This is a genomic window from Pseudomonas fortuita (assembly GCF_026898135.2).
GTDB classification, from domain to species: Bacteria; Pseudomonadota; Gammaproteobacteria; order Pseudomonadales; family Pseudomonadaceae; genus Aquipseudomonas; species Aquipseudomonas fortuita.
Window position 1 is genome coordinate 2,283,293 of record NZ_CP114035.2, and the last position, 20,849, is coordinate 2,304,141.

Consider the following 20,849-nt stretch of genomic DNA (forward strand, 5'->3'; position numbering starts at 1 on the left):
ACCATACCTGTGGGAGCGGGCTTGCCCCGCGAAGAGGTGCTCCCACAGGTTCGGCGCTGTCAGTCAGTCCGGCGCCATACCTATGGGAGCGGGCTTGCCCCGCGAAGAGGCCGACGAGTCAGACCCCGATTTGCTCGGTTGCAACCTCCCCGGCGCTGCGCAGATACGCTTGGTACAGCGCCGCATACGCGCCACTACGCCCGATCAGATCGGCATGCGCCCCTTGTTCCACCACCCGACCATGCTTCACCACGGCAATCCGGTCGGCATCGCGAATGGTCGCCAGGCGGTGGGCGATGATGATTGCAGTGCGCCCCTGGCACAGCCTGCGCAGCGCGCGCTGGATACGCCGCTCGGTGTGCACGTCCACCGCCGAGGTGGCTTCGTCCAGCACCAGCACCGCCGGGTCGGCCAGGTAAGCCCGCACCAGGCACACCAGCTGCCGCTGGCCATGGCTCAGGTGCGCGCCCAGCGGGCCGACTTCGGTGTGGTAGCGCTGCGGCAGACGTTCCAGCACCTCGTCGGCACCCAGCTCACGGGCGGCGGCCACCAACTGCGCATCGTCTGCGTCGGGCGCGGCCAGGCGCAGGTTGTCGAGGATGCTGCCGCTGAACAGCACGTTGTCCTGCAGCACCACGCCCACGTTGCGCCGCAAGTCATGCTGGGCCAGCGCACGCAGGTCGATGCCGTCCAGCTTCACGGCGCCGTGCTGCACTTCGTAGAAACGCGTCAGCAACTGCACCAGGGTGCTCTTGCCATGCCCGGAGGGGCCGACGATGGCCAGCACTTCACCGGCGCGGATGTGCAGGTCGAGCCCGTCGATCACCGGGCGCGAGCTGTTAGGGGTATAGGCAAAGCCGACCGCGTCGAAGTCCACCTGGCCGCGCGCCCGGGTCAGGGCGTGTGGCGCGGGCGGGTCGAGCACTTGCGGGCGGGTGTCGAGCAGCAGGAAGATGCGCTGGGCTGAAGCGCTGCCGGTGGCGTAGCGCTCGAACAGGTCTGACAGCTCTTGCAGCGGGCCAAGGAACAGGAACACGTAGAACAGGCTCTCGGCCACCTGCCCCACGCTGACCTTGCCCTCGGCCAGGCCATGGGCACCGACCAGCAACAGCACGGCCATGCCGGCGGTGCTGAGCAACGCGGTAAACGGCGCGAACCAGCCGGCGCGCAGGCTGCCGCGGATCAGCGCCTGGTTGAAGTCCTCCAGCAGGCGCCGGTAGCGTGCCTGGTTGGTCTGCGCTTGCCCGCATTGCTGGATCAGCCGCACCCCGCTCACACTTTCCACCAAGTGCGCGGTGAAGCGGCTGCGCTGCTCGGCCACCTTGGCCCAGTTGCGTTGCGACACGCGCTTGAAGCGCCAAGTGGCCACGGCCAGCAACGGCACTGTGGCCGCCAGGCTGTAAAAGAAGCTGGGCTCGATACGCCACAGCATTACCGCTGCCAGGCCGCAACGCAGCAGGGCGCCGAGTAGCTCGGGCGGGCCTTGCACGAGCAACGGCTCCAGCGCATCCACGTCCCGGTCGGCACGGGAAATGATGCGCCCGGCACGGGTCTGGTCGAAGTAGCTCACCGACAGCGCCTGCACATGGGCGAACACTTTCACCCGCAGGGCATTGAGCACGCCGATCGCCGCGCGCCCGGCGATGAACTGCGATACCCCGGCCAGCAGAAAGCGCCCCAGCCAGCTCGCGGCCAGCCCCAGGCCCAACCACAGTACCAGGCGCTCGTCGAGCAGCCAGTGGTCGGCGCTGGGCACCAGGCCCTTGTCCAGCAGTTCCCGCACGAACCACGGGCGCAGGAACACGGTGAACACCAGCAGCAGCTCGATGCCGATCACGGCAAGGATCTGCCCGCGAATGGGCTGCAACAGCGGCAGCAAGCGGTGGAACATGCCCCGGTCCAGCGCCTGGCGGGCCAAGCGCTGCTCGATGTCGATATCGCTGGCGGGGGTGTGCTGCGCATCAGTCATGGTCGATCCCCAGCAAGTCGCGATAATGGGCGTTGTTCGTGCACAGTTCGGCATGGCTGCCATTGGCAGTGATGCGGCCGTTTTCCAGCATCAGCACGCGGTCGGCCAGCAGCAGGGTGGAGAGGCGACTGGTGATCAGCAGCAAGGTCGGGCCTTGGCCGCTGGCGCTGTGCAGGCGGCGGATGTTGTGCAGCACCTGGCGTTCGCCCAAGGCATCCAGGGCGCTGGTGGCGTCGTCCAGGCAGAGGATGTCGGGTGCACCGAGCAGCGCCCGGGCCAGGCACAGGCGCTGGCGCTGGCCGCCGGACAGGGTCACACCGCGGTCGCCTAGCGGGGTGTCGAGGCCGTGGGGCAGGCGCTCCAGCACGTCCTCGGCGGCGGCCAGGCGCAAGGCTTCACGCAACCGGGCGTCGCTGGCCTGTGGTGCGGCCATGCGCAGGTTGGCGGCCAGGCTGTCGGAGAACAGAAAGCTTTCCTGCGCCAGCACGTGCACGCGGCGGCGCAGGTCGGCAAGGTCGAGGTCGCGTACGTTGTACCAACCGGCAGTGTCGCTACCGACCTGCACGCTGCCGTGCTGTGCATCGGCCAAACGTGGCAGCAGGCTGGCCAGCAGGCTTTTGCCGGTGCCGGTGGCGCCGACCAACGCCACCACTTCACCGGGCAGCAGGGTTAGCGAGCAGCCCTGCAGAACAGGCCGGCCAGCCTCTGCCGCACTGACCTGCACCTGGTCAAGCTTCAGCCCCAACGGCCCCGCAGGCAGGGTGGCATGGCCGCCGACAATGGCCGGGCGTTCGTCCAGCAGCTGCCAGATGCGTTCGGCGCTGGCGCGGGCATCGGCGAAGGTCTGCATTACTCGGCCTATGCCTTCGATGCGGAACACCAGCGTGGTGGCCACCAGCAGCGAAGTGACCAGCTCGCCGATGCCCAGCGCGCCAGCCGCCACGCGATGGGCGCCGTATACCAGGATCCACACATGCCCCAGCGCCACCACCGCCTGCGGTAGCGGAATGCGTGAACTGGCGTAGGCCAGGGCGGCGCGGGCATGGTCGGTGAACACCTCGACCTGCCGGGCGAAGCGGGCAATGCGCTGCTGCTCCAGGCCAAAGGCCTTGATCACCCGCACCCCACCGATGCCTTCTGCCAAGTCCTGGCTGACCTGGTCATAGGCAGCGCCCACGGCGCGGTCAAGCGTGACCAGGCGATCGGTCTGCACCACGAACAGCCATAACCCGGCGCCGGTCAGCAGCAGTGGCACCAGCCCCAGCAGCGGGTCGTACCAGCTCAACAGGCCCACCGCGACGAGCACCACCAGCGGGGTTTCGATGATCTGCCGCCAGAAGGTGATCAGTGCGTCGCGCACTTTGTCGGCATCGCGGGTGGTGCGGGTGACCAGTTCGCCCATGCCGTGGTGCCAGTGATAGCCCAGGTGCAGGCGCTGCACCTGGCTGAGGATGCGTTCACGCAGGCGCGTGAGCAGGGCCTGGCTGAGCACCAGCGACAGCACGGCGGCGGCGTATTGCAGCAGGCCGCGGCCCAGGGCGATGGCCAGCAGCAGCCACAACCAGTGCCAGGCCACGCTGGCGTCCAGGCTGCCGTCGGCCAGGCGCAGCACGGCGCGGCCGGCGCTGACATCATCGACCGCATGGCCGATCAGCCACTGCTGCCAGGCCAGGCCGAGGTTGCCGGCGATGTACAAGGCAGTGACCAGAGCAAAGCGCCAAGGCATTTCGCGGTAGATGGCCAATGCCCGAAGAAGCGGGTGGTTCATGTAGATGCTCGATCAGAATGCGACACCGCCCTTGCAGGAGCGGCCTTGTGCCGCGAATGGGGCGCGACGCGCCCCCCCGGCTCCAGCTGGGTTCAACGGCGGGTAGCGCCCTGGCTCTCCTTGGCATTAAGCACCGCCGTGTACTCCCCCGGGTCTGCCCCGTTCAGGTAGTAGTTGCCCACGTTGTGCAGCCGCCAGCGGATCGGGTCGTGGGTGGTGTGCACCCGGGCATTGCGCCAGAAGCGGTCGAGGTTCCACTTGCTCAGCGAAGCGCTGGCCCCCAGCAACGAGAACAAGTCGCTGGAAATCTTCAGCGATGCAGCATCGGAATGCGCACGGGCGGTAGCGACCGACAGGATCAGCTCATCCTGCAACGCCTTGTTCTCCGGGTCGCGCTCGTGTTCGTCGAACACCCGCGCCGCCTCGCGCAGCACCGACTCAGCGCCGCGCAGCGCCACGGCGTACTCACCGACCTGGCGAATGACATGCGGCTCGTCACTGGCGCGCTCCACGCCGCTCTCCACCCAGGCCCGGGCATGCTCGCGCAAGTACTCGACAGCCGCCTGCAAGGCGCCAGCGGCGATGCCGGTGTCGATGGCGGCGTGGAGGATCTGCGGGAAGGTCAGGCCAGTGCGTTTCATCGGCCCGTTGCGGCGGGTCAGGTAGCGCTCATCGAGCACGATGTTGTCGAAATTCACCGTACCGCTCACCGAGTTCTGCTGGCCAAAGGCTTGCCAGTCATCGATCAGGGTCAGCCCCGGAGTGTCGCGGTGCAGCAGCACGCCGACGCCGCCGTCTTCGCTGGCGGCGGTCAGCGAGATCCACTCGGCCAGGTAGGAGCCTGTCGAGTAGAACTTGCTGCCGTTGAGCACCCACTGGCCATCGGCGCGGCGCTCGACGCGGGTCTTGAGGGCGAACTTGTTCTTGCCGCCGACTTCGGCCAGGGCGTTGCCAAAGCGCTTGCCAGCGAGTACGTCGGCAATCAGCCGGTCGCGTATTTCGTCGGGGTAGCCGGTAAAGATGCCGCGCAGCATCACATTGTGAATTTGCAGCAGCTGGCCGACACCGCCGTCGGCGGTGGAGACCAGGCGCACGGTTTCCACCACAGTCTGCACCGAGGCACCGAGGCCGCCGAACTGGGCGGGCACCGCGATGGCGGTCAGGCCGCTGCTGGACAACAGCTCGGCCTGGCGGTGGGGGAGCTGGCCGTTGTTGCGCGGATCGGCGGCCAGTTCGGCGATGTGCGCGGCGACCTGGCGGGCGGTTTCGATGGCTTCCGTTTCGCTGGTGAGGCGGCGGGCAGGGGAAGGTTCTATGGCACTCATGGTGGGGTCTCGAATTGTCAGAAGGGCCAGTGCGCCTGTTTCGCGGGCTTGCCCGCTCCCACAGAGGCAGCACTGCCCTTGGGGGTTGTGCTGGCCCTTGTGAGAGCGGGCATGCCCGCGAGTGGCCACACCTCGGTACCAAGCCCTAGAGCAATATCTTTGCCACCCCTCCTCAGGCCACATCCTGTGTGGCTTCCAGCGGCCTTTGCTGCCTCAGCAGCAGTCATGTTGCTGATCTGGCAGCACCCCGCCCGCAATCCTGCTCCCAGCCAAGCACCCAGCCCTCCGACACAACAGCCAATCCTACGGAAATCAAGGCCTCCAGCGGTTGGCACGCACGCTGCAATGGTGCTTGCACGACGCCCAAGGAGCCACCCCATGACCCTCGCAACCCCCACAGCAAACCGCCTGGCAGACGACCCATCCGCCCTGGAACGCATCTGGTTCACCCGCTGCCCTGTGCCCACCGCCTCAGGCCTGGCCTACAAACTCGGCTGGCTGGAGCAAGAGTTCGCCGCCGATGGCTTGCCTGTCTCGACCTTGCAGGAGGCCCGCCAGCTAGGCCATCACCACTACGATCACCAACTGCCCGGGTTGTTTCGCGAAGGCGGCAACGTGCCGGCGCTGGCGGCACGTGCGGCCGGCTCCCCCAGTCGGTTGATCGGCCTGACCTGGATCGAGGAATGGCAAACCATCCTGGTCCGCCCGGACTCCGGCATCCGCAGCGCCGCCGACTTGCGCGGCAAACGCCTGGCGCTGCCGGCCTGGGGCGATAGTCGGCCTGGCAGCATTGCCCGGGCCATGAGCCTTCACGGTTACAAAGGCGCCCTGGCCTCGGCGGGCCTGCACCTGGATGACGTGCAACTGGTGGAAGTGGCCCTGCTCGACCAGGCCAGTGCCGCCACCCCGGCGTTGGGCTTGCAGCGGCTGTGGTCGGGGTTGGAATACCTGGCGCGCGGTGAAGTCGATGCCGTGTACGTGAAGGGCGCGGCAGCAGCCGATGCCGCACGCCGGCTGGGCCTGGTGGTGGGCGTCGACCTCGACCTGCTGCCCGACCCGCGCCACCGCATCAACAACGGCACGCCACGGCCGATCACCGTGCATCAACGCCTGCTCGACAACCATTTCGACCTGGTGGTGCGCTTCCTTGCCCAGACCTTGCGTGCCGCCGAGTGGGCAGCCGGCAACCGCGACGCGCTCAACCGCATTCTCGAAGAAGAAACCCGCGCGGGCAGCCAGGGTGTGGCCGAGGCCTACCGCGGTGACTTCCACACCACGCTGGCGCCGGACCTGTCCGCACAGCGCCTGGCCTTCCTCGGAACTCAAAAGGACTTTCTGTACCTGCACGGTTTCCTCGAAGCCGATTTCGCCATTGCCGACTGGGTCGACCCGCGGCCTCTGCAAGCTGCCCATGAACTGCTGGCCCAACGCCGCGCCTGACCTGACTGGAGATTGAACATGACCGTACTGATCAACGAACGCCCTGTCACTGCCGAACTGCAAGCCTTTATCGACCAGGTAGTGGCCGACGCTGAAGCGGCCTTCAGCGTCTTTCGCGAAACCAACACCATTACCGCCAATGGCACGGTTGGCTTCATCGAACGTGTGCCGGGTGAAGAGCTGCTGGTGTCGGTGAATTACGGCGGGCCGTGGAACCATCGCAAGCCGCTGCAGGCCACCGTCACCGATTTTGCGGGCAACGTCATCGTCGGCAAAGGTAAAGGCGGTTTGGGGCGTTACACCAAGCTGTTCCAGACCCACGCCGACGTCACCACCGTGTCGCACGTGCACAGCCCGTACCTCGGTGCCTGGGCGCAAACCCACCGCACCTTGCCGTTCCACTACGTGCCGGTGCAACGCTGTCAGCTGGCCCGCGAGCTGCCGGTGTACATCGACCGGCGCCAGGCCGAGGTGGACTTCATCCTCGACAAGATTGCCGAGAACCCGTTCAACCTGGCCATCCTGGAAGCCAACGGCGGCTCCACGGTGTGGGGCAAGCAGGGGCTGCGGGCCACGGCGGAGTTCATCCTGTTGCTGGAGGAGGGGGCGCAGATCCAGTTGCTGGCTGATGCCCTGGGCGGGTCGCGGCCTTACGGGCCAGGGGTGCTGACCCAGCAATGGAAGATGAGCGGGTTGTACGACCGTGCTACCGAATTGGGCCTGGTGCCTGGCATCGATCGGCGCAACTGATGCGATCGCTGGGGGCGCTTTGCGCCCCTATCGCGACACAAGGCCGCTCCCACAAGGCCCGCGTACGCCGACCAATGTGGGAGCGGCCTTGCGTCGCGATAGGGCTGCGCAGCAGCCCCAGAGGCCTGCCCTCAAACACCTCATCTGAAAAGGACCCAGCCCCATGGCAGTCAAAATCCTTTGGTACCTCACCACCCCCGACGGCCCCTATCCCTGGGAGCCCGAAGGCCGCTGGCACACCGATTTCGAACACCTCAAGCAACTGGCCATCGCCGCTGACCGTCTGGGCTTCTACGGCTCGCTGCTCGGCTCAAGCCCCAACGAAAGCCTGGCCGTGTCGGCAGCACTGATCGACGCCACCACGCGCCTGCGCTTTCTGGTCGCCCAGCACCCGGGGGAGTTGTCGCCAGCGGTGCTGGCTAAATGGGCGCTCACCTTCGACCAGTTCTCCAACGGCCGCCTGCTGTTCAACGTGGTCAACGGCAACGATGCCGGCCTGGCTACCTTGGGCGTGCACTACCCGCACGATGAACGCTACGACTTCAGCCTGGAATACTGGCGCGCCTTCCAGAGTTTCTACGCCGGTGAAACGGCGGGTTACGACGGCCGCTACGTCAAGCTTTCACCCCGTTCGCCGGCCGCCGCCCATCACCCGCTGGGCGGTTGGCACCCACCGAAGCAAAAGCCCGGCATTCCGTTGTGGGGCGCCGGCACGTCGGCACCGGGCGTGGCCCATTCGGTGCAGTTGCTGGACGTGTACCTGAGCTTCGCCGACACCCCGCAAAAGCTCGGCGACAAGTTCCGCCGGGTAGCGGCCGAGGCGGCGAAGATTGGCCGTGAGCTGACCTACGGCACCCGCCTGCAAGTGATCGTGCGCGAAACCGAGGAAGAGGCCTGGGCCCATGCCGAGCGCCTGTTGCAGCGCACCTCGCTGGCCACCGCGCGCGCGGCCATCGAACGCCAGTTGCCGCCGGGGCAAACCTTCGACAGCTACGTCAGCGACGACCCGCGCATCCAGCGCAACCTCGACAGCCTCCGCGCCGGGCGGCTGCCCACCGCCCGCGAGCTGGAGATCTACCCCAACGTCTGGCTGGGCCCCAGCCTGTTCGGCTTCAACATCCTCGGCCCGGCAGCCGGCACGTACCTGGTGGGTAGCGCCGAACAGGTCGCCGAACGCATCCGTGAATACGAGGCCCAGGGCACGTCGGCATTCATCCTGTCAGGCTTCCCGCTGATCGATGAGGCGCACCGGGTGGCAGACCTGCTGTTCCCGCTGCTTGACCTGGACCATGGCTTCGAGGTGCCGCGCCTGGGCGCAGTCAGCAAGCCCGGCGTGGCGCAACCGGCGTAAGGAGAAGGTCATGAGCGAGCTGTTTTCGCGCCGGGTGTTTCTCGGCAACAGCCTGGCCGTTGGCGGCAGCTTGCTGCTGGGGGGGCTGCTCAGTGGCTGCGACAGCGGCGCGTCTTCAGCGGCCAGTGCGGCGCTGCCGGGCACGCCGGTGCACGGTGGGCGCTTGCGGGTGGGCATTATTGATGGCGACCAGGCCGGCAACCTTGATGCGCACAAGCCGGTGGGCGGCGGCATCATCCGGGGCTGGGCGCTGTACGCCAAGTGCTGGGAATGGAACGCCGACGTCAGCACGCGCCTGGCACTGGCCGAGTTCGCCGAGCCGAATGCCGACGCCAGCGCCTGGACCATCCGCCTCAAGCCTGGGCTGGAGTTTCACCACGGCAAAAGCATCACCGCCGACGACATGCTGTTCTCGATCCTGCGCCTGACCGACCCGCAGCTGGCCTCGCCCTTCGCCGGGCTGGTCGGCGCTATCGATCGGCAGGCACTGCGCAAACTGGACGAGCGCACAATTGAAATACGTTTCAAGCAGGGGCAAAGCTTCTACCCGCTCGATGAAACGTTGATCAGCTTCGGCGGCATCGTGCCCACCGACTACCACCCGGTGACCAACCCGGTGGGCGCCGGGCCATACCGGCTGAAAAGCTTCATACCTGGCCAGCGCTCGCTCTACACCCGTTTTGAAAACTACTACAAGCCCAATCGCCCCTACGCGGACGAGCTGGAAATCATCGAATTCAAGGACCAGGTGTCGCGGGCCGCAGCGCTGCGCGCCGGGCAGATCGATGTGGCCAGTGGTGTACAGGCTGAGCACAGTGCACTGCTCAAGGCCGACCCACGGCTGCGGCTGTACGCCTCGCCGAGCACCTCGTTCACCGGCTTCAACCTGAACCTGGCCAAGGCGCCGTTCCAGGATGTACGGGTGCGTCAGGCATTCCGCCTGTTGGCCGACCGTCAGGAGCTGGTGGCGCGTGGGCTCAATGGCTTTGGCCGGGTGGCCAACGACTTGTATTCGCCTCACGACCCCACCTTCAACCACGCCATTGCCCAGCGCCCTTACGCGCTGGACCAGGCCCGTTCGCTGCTGCGCCAGGCGGGGCAGGACGATTTGCGTGTGGAACTGACCACCACGCCAGGGCCTGGCGTCAACGCCGCGCTGGTGTTTGCCCAGCAGGCCCTTAAGGCCGGGGTGCAGGTGAAGGTCAACCAGGTGGACGGGTCCGTTTTCAACGGCCCGCAACGTGAGCAATGGCAGCTGTCGCCCGGGTCGACCCCGGCGCGCGGCTTTCTCGCCTCGGCGCTGCACAACGATGCGCCGCAGGCCATCTACAACCGCAGCAACTTCCACGACCCGCGCTTTACCGAACTGTTCCAGCAAGCCCTGGCCCAGCCCGACCTGGCGCGGCGCAGGGCCTTGGTGCATGAAGCCCAGGCCATCCAGCACGAACGTGGCGGGTTGCTGATCTGGGGCTTTTCCGACGTGCTCGATGCGGCGTCGTCCAGGGTTGGCGGGCTTGCCCCGGAACAGACCACCTTCGCCTCCTGGCGCTTTGACGAACTCTGGTTGAACCCCAATGCCTGATCCTCGACACACGCCCCGCACGCCGGCCTGGCTGGCCTGGTTCATCGGCCGCCTCGGTTACGGGTTGCTCACGGCCTGGGTGATCAGCCTGGTGGTGTTCATCGCCACCCAGGCACTGCCTTCTGACCCTGCGCGGGTGATTCTCGGCCCAGATGCGCCGCTGGAAAGCATCCTCACCCTGCAACGGCAACTGGGCCTCGACCAGCCGATTCTGGTGCAGTACCTGCGCTGGCTAGGCGCAGCATTACGCGGGGACCTGGGCATTTCACTGGACTCACAGGTGCCGGTGGCACAACTGCTGTTCGGCCGGTTGGGCCACACCCTTGCCCTGCTGGCCGGGGTGTTGGCACTGGTGGTTCCGGTGGCCTTGCTGTTGGGGGTGAGCCTGGCCCTGCGCCGCGACAGCCGGCTGGACCGCTGGGGCCTGTCGGCGTTGATTCTGCTCAAGGCCACGCCGGGCTTTCTGCTGGCCATCGGCCTGGTGTTGCTGTTTTCAATGCCGGGCATGGGCTGGCTGCCGGCGGTGTCGATCCTCGACCCGCAGTTGCCGTTGTGGCGGCAGTGGCCGTCACTGGTGCTACCGGTGCTGGCCCTGAGCCTGACGGCCTTGCCGTACCTCACGCGCATGGTGCGGGCCTCGATGATCGAGGCGCTGGAGTCCGAGTATGTGATTGCCGCGCGGCTGCGGGGTGTCCCCGAGCGGCGCATCGTCTGGCGGCACACCTTGCCCAATGCCCTGACCCCGGCGATCCAGGGCGTGGCCCTGACCCTGCGCACGCTGGTCGGCGGTGCATTGCTGGCCGAGGTGATTTTCAGCTACCCCGGTATTGGCACTGCGTTGAATGCGGCGATCCAGATGCGCGACCTGCCGATGATCCAGGGCGTGGTGCTGGTCATCACCGTGGCGGTGGTGCTGATCAACCTGCTGGCCGACCTGCTGACCGTATTGCTCACCCCCAAGCTGCGCACGGCGCGCCGGGTGCGGATGATCCGCCGTATCCGGCGCGGCATTCGGCCTTGGTGGCGACGCGCGCGCAGCACCCCTGCCCAGGAGGCGACCCATGATTGAATCCCGTTGGCTGGCCGACCCACAGGTGCGGCGTGGCGCTGTAATCACCTTGATGGTGGCGCTGCTGGCCGCTTTTGGCCCCTGGCTGGCACCTCATGCGCCCACGGCGATGGTCGGGCCGGTGTACGGCCCCCCGGCTGCCGGGGCACCGCTGGGGCACGATTTTCTGGGCCACGACCTGCTCTCGCGGTTGCTCAGCGGCGGCCTGTCGGTGCTGTGGATGTCGGTGGCAGCAGCCACCCTCGCATTGCTGGTTGGCGGCAGCCTGGGCCTGTTGGCCGGCTTCTCGCGCAGGCGCCTGGACCAGGCGATCAGCTGGGCGGCGGACGTATCGCTGGCGTTCCCGGACCTGATCCTGGTGCTGCTGATCGTGTCCATGCTCGGCCGTGCACCTTGGCTGATCGTGCTGACCGTGGCCATCGCCTTTACCCCGGGGGTTGTCCGCCTGGCCCGCGGCAGTGCCGTGGCGGTCGCCGGGCAGGAGTACGTGGAGGCGGCGCAGATGATGGGTTACCCGCGTTGGCGCATCCTCTTTCATGAAATCCTGCCGAACATCCTCACGCCGCTATTGGTGCACTTCGGCAACATGCTGACCTGGGCGGTGGGCATGCTGTCCGGCTTGAGTTTTCTGGGCTACGGGGTGGCACCGCCGGCGGCGGACTGGGGCTTGATGATCAACGAAAACCAGGCCGGCCTGCTGGTGCAGCCCTGGGCCGTACTGGCACCTGCATTGCTGATCGGGGTGTTTGCCTATGGCACCAACATCCTGGCCGAAGGGGTTGGCCGGGCCAGTGCCCGGATTGGGGAGAAGCAGCCATGAGCGCGCTGTTGAATGTGGCCAGTGAAGTGTTGCAGGTCAGCGACCTGCGGGTAGAGCTGGCCGGGCAGGTCGATGTGCTGGCCGAGGTGTCCTTCAGCGTTGCAGCGGGCGAGATTGTTGGCCTGGTGGGTGAGTCCGGCTCGGGCAAGACCACCTTGGCCACGGCGTTGCTGCGCCATGCCCGGCAGGGCGCGCGCATTGTGGGCGGGCAAGTGGTGGTGGCCGGGCAATCGCTGCTTGAACTCGAAGGTGAGGCCTTGCGCCTGGCCCGTGGCGGGCTGGTCGGCTACGTCGCCCAGGACCCGGCCACGGCGCTGAACCCTGCGCTGCGCCTGGGGGCTTTGCTGCGTGAAACCCTCTTGGCACACCAGCCTGCGCTGTCGCGTGAAGCGGTGCGCCAGCGCATCGGCGAAACCCTGCTGGATGTGGGCTTGCCCGATGACGACGGCTTCCTGCGGCGTTTTGCGCATCAACTGTCTGGCGGGCAGCAACAGCGGGTGATGCTGGCGCTGGCGTTCGTCTTGCGGCCAAAGCTGATCGTACTCGACGAGCCCACCACCGCACTGGACGTTACCACCCAGGCCCATGTGCTGCAGACCCTCAAGCGCCTGTGCCGTGACCAAGGTGTGGCGGCGCTGTACGTCACCCATGACCTGGCGGTGGTGCGTGACCTGGTCGACCGGGTGATGGTGATGTACGCCGGGCGGCTGGTGGAAGTGGCCGGGCGTGAGGCGTTGTTCCGCGCGCCGTCGCATCCCTACACTCGCGCTTTGCTCGCGGCCATACCTGACATTGCCCGGCGCCAGCCCTTGCAGGCGATTGCCGGGCATGCACCGGCACCGGGGCAGCGCCCGGATGGCTGTGCGTTTGCGCCGCGCTGCGGCAGGCGTCGTGCAGAGTGTTCAGTGATCGAGCCGTCGTTGCTAGCGCATGACGGCGGGCATCGAGTGGCCTGCCTGGTGCCGCACCGAGAGCCGCTGCCCCTCGGTGAAGCGGCTGTCGAGGCGGCTGCTGCGCCGGGCGCAGCGGTGTTGCTGGAGGTGCAGGGGCTGGACGTAGCTTACGATCGCCAGGTGTTGTTCGATGTGTCTCTGCGGGTGAGGCAAGGGGAGTGCCTGGCGCTGGTGGGCGAGTCGGGTTCGGGCAAGACCAGCCTGGCCAGGGCCATTGCCGGGCTGGGCGAAAACGTTCAGGGGCAACTCAGTTACGCCGGCGCGCCTTTGGCGTTTGCCGCGCGCGAACGTGATGCGCGGCTGCGTCACCAGATCCAGTATGTGTTCCAGAACCCCTATAGGGCCTTGAACCCGAGGCAGACCATCGGGCAAACGCTCAGCGCGCCGTTGGCGCACTTTTTCGGGGTGCGCGGTGGTAAAGCGCGCGAGCGGGTCGAGGCCGTGCTGGAGCGGGTGTCGCTACCGGCGCGTGTGGCCGACTTGTATCCGCATAGCTTGTCTGGTGGTGAACGCCAGCGGGTGGCGATAGCCAGGGCGTTGATCTGCGGGCCGAAGTTGCTGGTATGTGACGAGATCACCTCGGCGCTGGATGTGTCGGTGCAGGCATCGATACTGGCCTTGTTGCAGCGCTTGCAGGGGGAGGGGTTGACCTTGCTGTTCGTCACCCATGACCTTGGGGTGGTGCGGGCGATTGCCGACCGCGTGCTGGTGTTGCGCCAGGGGCGGGTGGTGGAGCAGGGCATTGCCGATCAGGTGCTGGGGCGGCCGGTTGATGCTTATACCCGCACGCTGGTGGAGCATTCGCCCAGGTTGCGTGTTGGCCTCTAGGTGCTTGCCTTGGGGTATGCAGCGCCTGTGAGACCGAGCGCCGCCCGCGCGGCGCATCGCGACGCAAGGCCGCTCCCACATCTGTTTCGGGCCAGTCATACCTGTACCAATGCGCGCGACCGCCTTGTTGGCCCGTCTCGATATTGAGGTGGGCGCCAAGGGGACGCGCGCCCATGTCACAGGAGTAATTGGCCCGAAACAGATGTGGGAGCGGCCTTGCGTCGCGATGCGCCGCGCGGGCGGCGCTCGATCTCACAGGCGCCAAACAACCCAAGGCATGCACCCGGCAAACCAGATGCACCCCATAGCCATACCCCCCACCTTCACCCCACAAACCGGGCCTGGCGGCGCCGCACCTCCTCGCGCACCGCCGGTATCACCCAGCGCCCGTAATCCACCGTGTCATACAGCGGGTCATAGCCCCGGTTGAGAAAGGTGGTCACCCCAAGGTCGACATAATCGAGCAACGCCTGGGCCACGGTCTCCGGCGTGCCCACCAGTGCGGTGGTATCGCCATAGGCACCCACCGCCGTCGCCGTCGGCATCCACAACGCCCGGTCATGCCGGTCGGCACGGGCGGCGGCTGCCAGCAGGCGTTCAGAACCGGTGCCCTTGATGCGTTTCTGCCAAGGGCTGTCGGCCGCAAATTGCGGGTTGGCCTTGATCTGCGCGAGGATCTGTTCGGCACGCTGCCAGGCCTGCTCCTCGGTGGCACCCAGGATCAGCCGCACCGACAGGCTGACCCTTGGCGCTGCCACCCCTGCGGCGTTCGCGGCAGCCTTGAGTTTGCCGATCTGCTCGGCGACGCCGCTCAGCGGTTCCCCCCACAGCGCATACAGATCCGCATGCTTGACGGCGATCTGGTAGGCGATGTCGGACGAGCCTCCGAAGGAAATCGGGATATGCGGCTGCTGCAGCGGCTTCACCGGTGAAAAGGCACCCTTGATATTGAAGTAGCGGCCCTCGAAGTCGAACGGCGCCTCGGCCGTCCAGGTGCGGCGGACAATCTCCAGGTATTCGTCGGCACGCCGGTAGCGCTCGGTCTTGTCCAGCAGCGTGTCCCCCTCTTGCGGCTCGGCGGTGATACCGGTGATTGCATGCAGGCGGATGCGCCCGCCGCCGGTGGTGTGGTCGAGCGTGGCGAATGCCCGTGCGGCCACCGTCGGCGCGGTCAGCGCCGGGCGGTGGGCAATCATGAAACCCAGGCGTTCGGTGTGCGCGGCAGCATAGGCGGCAATCTGCAGGCTGTCGGCGCTGCCAGGGCCGCTGGCGATCAGCACCCGGTCGAACCCGGCATGCTCATGGGCGCGGGCGTGGTGACGGATGAATGGCAGGTCGAAGTCGGGTGTGCGTACGCCACGGGTCTCGGACCACTGGCGGGGGAAGATCATGCCGACAAATTCAATGGACATGGCTAAGGCCTTTCAGGTTGAGGAGGAATCAGAATTGGTAATCGACCTGGGCCAGCAGCGTGCGGCCCGGCATCGGTTGCAGAAAGGTATTGGTGGACCCGGCCAGGCCACTGACGAAATTCAGCTCGTCGGTGACGTTGAGCATGCGCACCGTCACGCCCCACTGCGGCTGGCGGTAGTACACGGCAAGATCGAGGTTGTATTCGTCCGGCACTTTCACCGTCTTGCTCAGGTTCAGGTACCAGCTGCTGGTCCACCAGCCGGAAAGCTCAACGCCAAACCCTGAGTCGAAGCGGTAGTCGACATACCCGCCAGCGTTGTATTCGGGGATCTGCACCGCATCGAACTTGCCGGCCGGGCGCTGGTTGAGGCTGTTGTTTTCGCCAAACACAGTGCCGTTGTCGGGGATGAAGCCGGCCGAGGCAAACCCGGCCTGGCTGGTGAACTCGTTGTAGGCGCTGATGCGGCTGAGGTTGAGGCCGCCGCGCAGGTGCTGGTCCTGGTAGCGCAGGGTGGCTTCCCAGCCTTTGACGATCAGCCGGGCAATGTTGTTGTTGCTGTCCGGCGACTGGTCACGGGCCTGCTTGTAGGCAGCCAGGGTGAAGAACAGCTGGTCGGGCACAGCCTCCACCTTCAAACCGACCTCATGCAACACGCTCAGGCTCTCGAAGGCCAGTGGGTTGAGCTGGTTGGCCCCCGTGCCGCTGCCCCAGCCCAGGCCGTTGGTGAAGAAGCCGGTATTCACTGCGAGGGAACGGTCGAACGTGTAGTACAGCGTGCTGTTTTCCGTGGGTTTGAAATAGGGACTGACCTGCACCGAGAACAGCCGGTAATTATCCGAGTCCTTGCGCGGGTTGCCGCCGGTCAGCACGAACGGGTTTTCGATGCGGGCGTCGATCCAGCTGCGGCTGGCGCCCACGTTCAGGCCCACACGTTCACCCAGGCGCAGGTTGTGCTGGCTGAACAGCGTCTGGGTGGTCCAGGTGCTGTCGGCGGTGTAGGGCGCCACCGATTCTGCATACAGACCGTGCCCGGCCGGGTACATGGCGGGCAGGTTGAGCCAGCCGTAGTAGCTGGAAAGCTGCGGCACACCGGGTTGGCCGATCCAGGCGGCGTTGCCACCGGCGGGGTTGCGGCCGCTCAGGCCGAGCAGGTCGCCGGGGTTTTTCAAGGTGGGGTCGAGGGTCAGGTCATAGGCGTTGATGGTGCTGCCGAAGCTGTTGTTGGCGGCGATCGACTCATTGCGCTCGCGGCGGTAGATCAGCCCGGTGTTGCTGTCGTCGACCAGGGTCAGGTCGCCCAGTTGCCACTGGCCACGTGCGCGGAATTCGAAGCGGTTGTCGAAGATGTCGTCCTTGCCCTGCACCTGGAACGCCCCGACGGCATCGGTGGTGTCGGTGGAGTGCTGGTAGAAGGTGCTGTTGGCCAAGGTGATCGACGGGGTCAGGTCGCCTTCGATGCGCAGTTGCGTGGTAAAGCGCCGCGAACGGTTTTCGTCCTGCGCACGCTGGCCGGTTTGTGACGACAAGGAGGTCAGGCCGTTGCCCGCCAGCGACGGGTCATAGACCCAGCCCCGCAGGCTGCCGGGGTTGGCCTGCGTATTGGGTGACGCGCCCTGGAAGCTGCCGTTGACCACCTGGTACTGGCCCTGGGCATTGCGCTGGCGTTGCACCCAGCCCAGCACCTGGGCATCGGAGGCACCGGAGGACAGCACTGGCGACCACAGTGTATTGCCGTTCTGGATGACCGGTGTGGCGCGGCCGGCGTAGTACTTGCCGTGGTCGACCAGGTCCTGGGTGGCGCGGTTCCAGCCGTGGGTGATGTTGTAGTCGAAGTAGTCGTCGTAGGCGGCGTTCCAGTCCACCCGCAGGTTGTCGTTGCGCCAGGCCAGCGCGCCGTAGAAGGCGTCGAAGTTGTTCTCGACATTGTCGTAGAAGTCTTCCTGGCGCTGGCGGGTGATGCTCACCCGGTAAGCCAGGTTGTCCGTCAGCGGGCCGGTGTTGTCGATGCTGAACTTGGTGGCATCGCGTGATTCGCCATCGGGGATCCAGCTGCCGATTTCGCCGCTGAGCTTGGTGCGGAAACGGTTGAAGTCAGGCTTCTTGCTCAGGTAGTTGACGTAGCCGCCACTGCCGCTGACCGAGCCGTAGGTCACCGACGACGGCCCGGCGACGATGTCGGCGCCTTCGTAGGCGTTGAAGTTGGCCGGGTGGCGCACGCCGTAGGCACGCTGGCCATCCTGGAACACCTCGGTATTCTGCCCGCGCATCTGCGGGGCGATGCCGGCGTTCTGGCCACCGCCGCGGGTGATGCCGGGGGCGTACTTGACCAGGTCGTCGGAGCTGCGGATCGGGTCGTTGGCCAGTTGCTCGGCGTTGATCTGGGTGACTGAGCGCGGGGTGTCCAGCACCTTGGCTTCCAGGCCGCCATAGATCGAGGCGGGCGGTCGGGTGGGCAGGGCATCGTCGTCAGTCTGTTCGGCCTGCACCGTGACGGTTTGCAGTTGGGTGTCTTGGGCGTGGGCCAGCGGCGCGCTGGCGGCCAGCATGGCCAGCGCCAGGGCGCTGGGCGGGAATTTGGGGTGCAGCAAGGTCACGCGGGGCATTGGCTGGGCCTCGTTCAATAGCAGGAATGTGGGAGAAGCGAGGGCGCAGCCGCGCCTGCGGTTGGGTGGGTATCTCTCAAGCCTGTCAGGAGGTCCGGTGGGAGCGGGCTTGTCCCGCGAACCAGGGCGAAGCCCTGGCCATGCACCTCTGGTGTCCAGGCGGGCCTATTCGCGGGACAAGCCCGCTCCCACAGGGGAATAGGCTGTCTTGGGACGGATCAGGTTTTCAGCCACAGGCTCTCGAACCGCCAGGTACTGAACAGCGACTGCTCGGCCTGCGCGCCACCCACGCGGGTGCTGACGCTGTCGAGCAGGTCGGCAAAGCCCCATATCAGCATGCCGCCGCGCTCGTACTGAATGCGTTGCGCCCGGTGTACCAGCGCTTTGCGTTGCTCCAGGTCCGGCTGGGCCATTGCGGCGAGGAAGGCCTCACTGAATTCGCGGTCGTGGAAGTGGGTCTTGTTGGCTACAGCAAACGGCGCGTCGGTGTGGATGGCACTGGCCAGGAACGGCGCACCGATGCTGCCGCCGGTACTCAAGGTCCAGTCGTCGCGCTGCGGGCCCTGGAAGGTGGCCAGGTCGACCTGGCGCACGTTCAGGGTCACGCCGATACGTCGGGCCTGCTCGGCCAATACCAGGGCCGAAGCCAGCCCCGGCCCTGGTGTGGTCACCAGATCCACCTGCAACTGTTCATGGCCGGCCTGGCGCAGCAACTGCGCCGCACGCTGCGGGTCATGAGGGCGCGGGCCAAGGCTGTGGTCGAAGGTGGGGTCGAACGGTGCATACAGGTCGTTCGCCACCCGGCCCTGGCCATTCAGCGCACGGCGCACCAATTCGTCACGGTCGGCCAGCAGGCGGAATGCTTCCCGTACGCGCGGGTCGTTGAAGGGCGCCTTGGCGGTGTTCATGTCGAACGACAGCCAGTTGCCGCTCACCGATTTCAGCAGCCGCAGCCGAGGGTCGGCCTGCAGTACCTGCAAGTGCTCGGTGGACATGACGTTGGCCATGTCGATTTGCCCCGCACGCAACGCTGCCAGGCGGCCGGTCTGGTCCTTGAAGTCGATGATCTCCAGTTCATCGGCGTAGGGCTTGCCGGGCTTGTAGTAGTTGTCGAAGCGGGTGAACAGCGAGCGCTGGCCTGGGGTGAAGCTTTTCAATTTGTACGGCCCGGCACCGACCGGGTTGGTGACCGGGTGGTAGTCCACCGGTACGATGCCGCCGAAGTTGACCCAGGTTTCTGCCAGCGGCAGGTAGCTGCGCCCCTCGCGAAAGCCCAGGCGTACGGTGCGGTCGTCCAGCTTGACCAGGTTGTTGCGGTCTACCCAGTGCAGCAGCGCCGCATAGGGCGAGGCCAGCTGCGGGTCGGTGAGGCGGCGGATGGAAAAGATCAGGTCGTCGGCGTCGATGGTCTTGCCGTGGTGGAATTCCAGCCCCGGTTTCAGCCGCAAGGTCCAGCTGCTGGCATCGGCATTGGGCTCGGCGAACTCGGCCAGGGCCAGGCGCGGCTGCATCTGCTCGTCCCATTCCCACAGTTTGCTGTACAGGGCAAAGCCACGCACGATGCCGCTGCCGATGGGCTTGTGGGCGTCGAGGTTGCCGCTCTGGTTGCCGTCGATGATGCCCAGGCGCAAGCGCCCGCCGTGGCGCGGCTGGTCGGCTGCAGCGTGGGTGGGGCTGTCGGCGGGGCCGCAGCCGGCCAGCAGCCCGCCCGCCAGCACGCCAGCGTGGCCGAGGAAGCCGCGCCGGCTCAGTGGGTAACCGTCCCTGGCCATGGCGTCAGGCCCCGTTGCTGGCGTGCAGTTGCACGGGTTCGGCTGCCGGGCGGGCAAGGGCTGCGCGCTGCGCACGGAAGTGCGGCAGGATGTGTTCGCCGATGCGGTAGGCCTCTTCCAGGTGCGGGTAGCCGGCGAGGAAGAACAGATCGACACCGATGCCGTGATACTCGCGGATACGCGCCACCACGTTGGTGTAGCTGCCCACCAGTGCGCAGCCCGGCGGGATGCCGATGTAGCCGAAACCGGTCCACACATTGGGGTGGATGAAGAAGTCGTCAAAGGCCTGCTGCTGGTCCTGGTCGCTGTAGCCGTGCTCGTAGCTCAGCTTGCGCGCCGTGCGCAGGCCGGCGTGGGCGGCGCGGGCCTTGACCGTGCCTTTGGCCACGCCTTCGTCGAAGAAGCGCTTGGCCTCGGCCAGCGCGGCTGCTTCGGTCTCGCGTGCGATCACGTCGATGGACAGGCCAAAGCGGATGTCGGTACGGCCCCACTTCAGCGCCCGGGCGCGGATGTCGGCGATCAGCGCGGCGATCTCGTCCGGGTGCTCGGCGCGCATCAGGTAGAAATCGGCGTGCTTGGCGGCGAACTCGCGCGCTGCCACCGACGAGCCTGCGGTGCAGATCAGCGGCAGCTCGGCCTTTTTCAGCGGGCCGCGCAGGCCACCGCCCTCGGCGCGGTAGTAGGTGCCTTCGTAGTGGAACTGCTCGTTGTGCCAATAGCCGCGGACCACGTCCATGAATTCGGTGGCACGGGCGTAGCGCTGGTCATGGTCTTCAAAGTCGCCCACCTGGCGCTGGATGGCATCGGAACCGCCGTTGATGATGTTCCACACCAGCCGGTTGCCGGTGGCGCGCTGGTAGGTCGCGGCCTGTTGCACGGCCACCCACGGGGTGTAGTGATAGGGCTGGAACGCGGTGACGAATTTCAGCGTGCGGGTTTCCCGGGCCAGCAGCGAGCACACCGTCCATGGCTCTTCGCCGGTGGGGGCGTTGACCATCAGTGCGCCGCCAAAGCCGTTTATTTCAGCGGCGCGGGCGATTTGACCGAGGTAGTCGATATAGGTGAAGTGATCACCCACGGCAAACCCCGACACCGCACCGGTGCTGGGCCCGCCCGCATGCCAGTCGCCGCGGTTGCGCGGGTCGCCGGGGAGGAACTGGGTTTCGCCATGCAAGGGCAGGCGGGTGAAGAATTCGATGCTCATG

The 20,849-nt window shown here is 66.6% G+C and carries 14 protein-coding genes; 7 read left to right on the plus strand and 7 right to left on the minus strand.

The genetic code is table 11. The annotated features are described in order from the left end of the window. Positions 1-118 precede the first annotated feature (118 nt). The 3 genes from OZ911_RS10485 to OZ911_RS10495 all read right to left on the minus strand — a co-directional run bounded on the left by OZ911_RS10485 (position 119) and on the right by OZ911_RS10495 (position 5,062). Entirely contained in the window at positions 119-1,969 is a 1,851-nt protein-coding gene (locus OZ911_RS10485) for an ABC transporter ATP-binding protein (protein WP_024717693.1), read from the minus strand. Continuing rightward, positions 1,962-3,737, minus strand: coding sequence for an ABC transporter ATP-binding protein (locus OZ911_RS10490; RefSeq protein ID WP_070086543.1), 1,776 nt, complete (start codon positions 3,735-3,737; stop codon positions 1,962-1,964). The genes OZ911_RS10485 and OZ911_RS10490 overlap by 8 nt, the downstream gene beginning before the upstream one ends. Positions 3,738-3,829: 92 nt before the next feature. After that, entirely contained in the window at positions 3,830-5,062 is a 1,233-nt protein-coding gene (locus OZ911_RS10495) for an acyl-CoA dehydrogenase family protein (RefSeq protein WP_016486040.1), read from the minus strand. A 378-nt stretch (positions 5,063-5,440) separates the two neighbouring features. On the opposite strand from OZ911_RS10495, the gene OZ911_RS10500 reads away from it, so the two are divergent. The 7 genes from OZ911_RS10500 (at position 5,441) to OZ911_RS10530 (ending at position 13,855) form a co-directional block, all read left to right on the plus strand. After that, on the plus strand, positions 5,441-6,502 hold the full coding sequence (locus OZ911_RS10500) for an ABC transporter substrate-binding protein (RefSeq protein WP_070086544.1): 1,062 nt from the start codon (positions 5,441-5,443) through the stop codon (positions 6,500-6,502). An 18-nt stretch (positions 6,503-6,520) separates the two neighbouring features. Further along, positions 6,521-7,252, plus strand: a complete 732-nt coding sequence (locus OZ911_RS10505) for a class II aldolase/adducin family protein (protein ID WP_023048648.1) — start codon at positions 6,521-6,523, stop codon at positions 7,250-7,252. Positions 7,253-7,415: 163 nt separating this feature from the next. Beyond that, on the plus strand, positions 7,416-8,603 hold the full coding sequence (locus tag OZ911_RS10510; RefSeq protein ID WP_016486043.1) for an LLM class flavin-dependent oxidoreductase: 1,188 nt from the start codon (positions 7,416-7,418) through the stop codon (positions 8,601-8,603). Between the two features lie 10 nt (positions 8,604-8,613). Beyond that, positions 8,614-10,185, plus strand: a complete 1,572-nt coding sequence (locus tag OZ911_RS10515; RefSeq protein ID WP_016486044.1) for an ABC transporter substrate-binding protein — start codon at positions 8,614-8,616, stop codon at positions 10,183-10,185. Next, positions 10,178-11,254 carry an ABC transporter permease gene (locus tag OZ911_RS10520; protein ID WP_023049244.1) on the plus strand — a complete coding sequence of 359 codons (1,077 nt, stop codon included), beginning with the start codon at positions 10,178-10,180 and terminating at the stop codon, positions 11,252-11,254. The genes OZ911_RS10515 and OZ911_RS10520 overlap by 8 nt, the downstream gene beginning before the upstream one ends. Next, positions 11,247-12,074, plus strand: coding sequence for an ABC transporter permease (locus tag OZ911_RS10525; RefSeq protein WP_070086545.1), 828 nt, complete (start codon positions 11,247-11,249; stop codon positions 12,072-12,074). The genes OZ911_RS10520 and OZ911_RS10525 overlap by 8 nt, the downstream gene beginning before the upstream one ends. After that, positions 12,071-13,855, plus strand: a complete 1,785-nt coding sequence (locus OZ911_RS10530) for a dipeptide ABC transporter ATP-binding protein (protein WP_070086546.1) — start codon at positions 12,071-12,073, stop codon at positions 13,853-13,855. The genes OZ911_RS10525 and OZ911_RS10530 overlap by 4 nt, the downstream gene beginning before the upstream one ends. Positions 13,856-14,178: 323 nt before the next feature. Here the strand turns inward: OZ911_RS10530 and OZ911_RS10535 are convergent, their stop codons facing one another. From OZ911_RS10535 to OZ911_RS10550, 4 genes are all read right to left on the minus strand, one after another. Further along, positions 14,179-15,267 (minus strand): LLM class flavin-dependent oxidoreductase, encoded by a 1,089-nt coding sequence (locus OZ911_RS10535; RefSeq protein ID WP_060516378.1) that lies wholly within the window; start codon positions 15,265-15,267, stop codon positions 14,179-14,181. A gap of 28 nt (positions 15,268-15,295) precedes the next feature. Next, on the minus strand, positions 15,296-17,872 hold the full coding sequence (locus OZ911_RS10540) for a TonB-dependent receptor plug domain-containing protein (protein ID WP_070086547.1): 2,577 nt from the start codon (positions 17,870-17,872) through the stop codon (positions 15,296-15,298). A 218-nt stretch (positions 17,873-18,090) separates the two neighbouring features. Continuing rightward, positions 18,091-19,644, minus strand: coding sequence for an ABC transporter substrate-binding protein (locus tag OZ911_RS10545; protein WP_070086548.1), 1,554 nt, complete (start codon positions 19,642-19,644; stop codon positions 18,091-18,093). 4 nt (positions 19,645-19,648) lie between these two features. Beyond that, positions 19,649-20,848, minus strand: coding sequence for an LLM class flavin-dependent oxidoreductase (locus OZ911_RS10550; RefSeq protein ID WP_016486050.1), 1,200 nt, complete (start codon positions 20,846-20,848; stop codon positions 19,649-19,651). Between the last annotated feature and the right edge of the window lies 1 nt (position 20,849).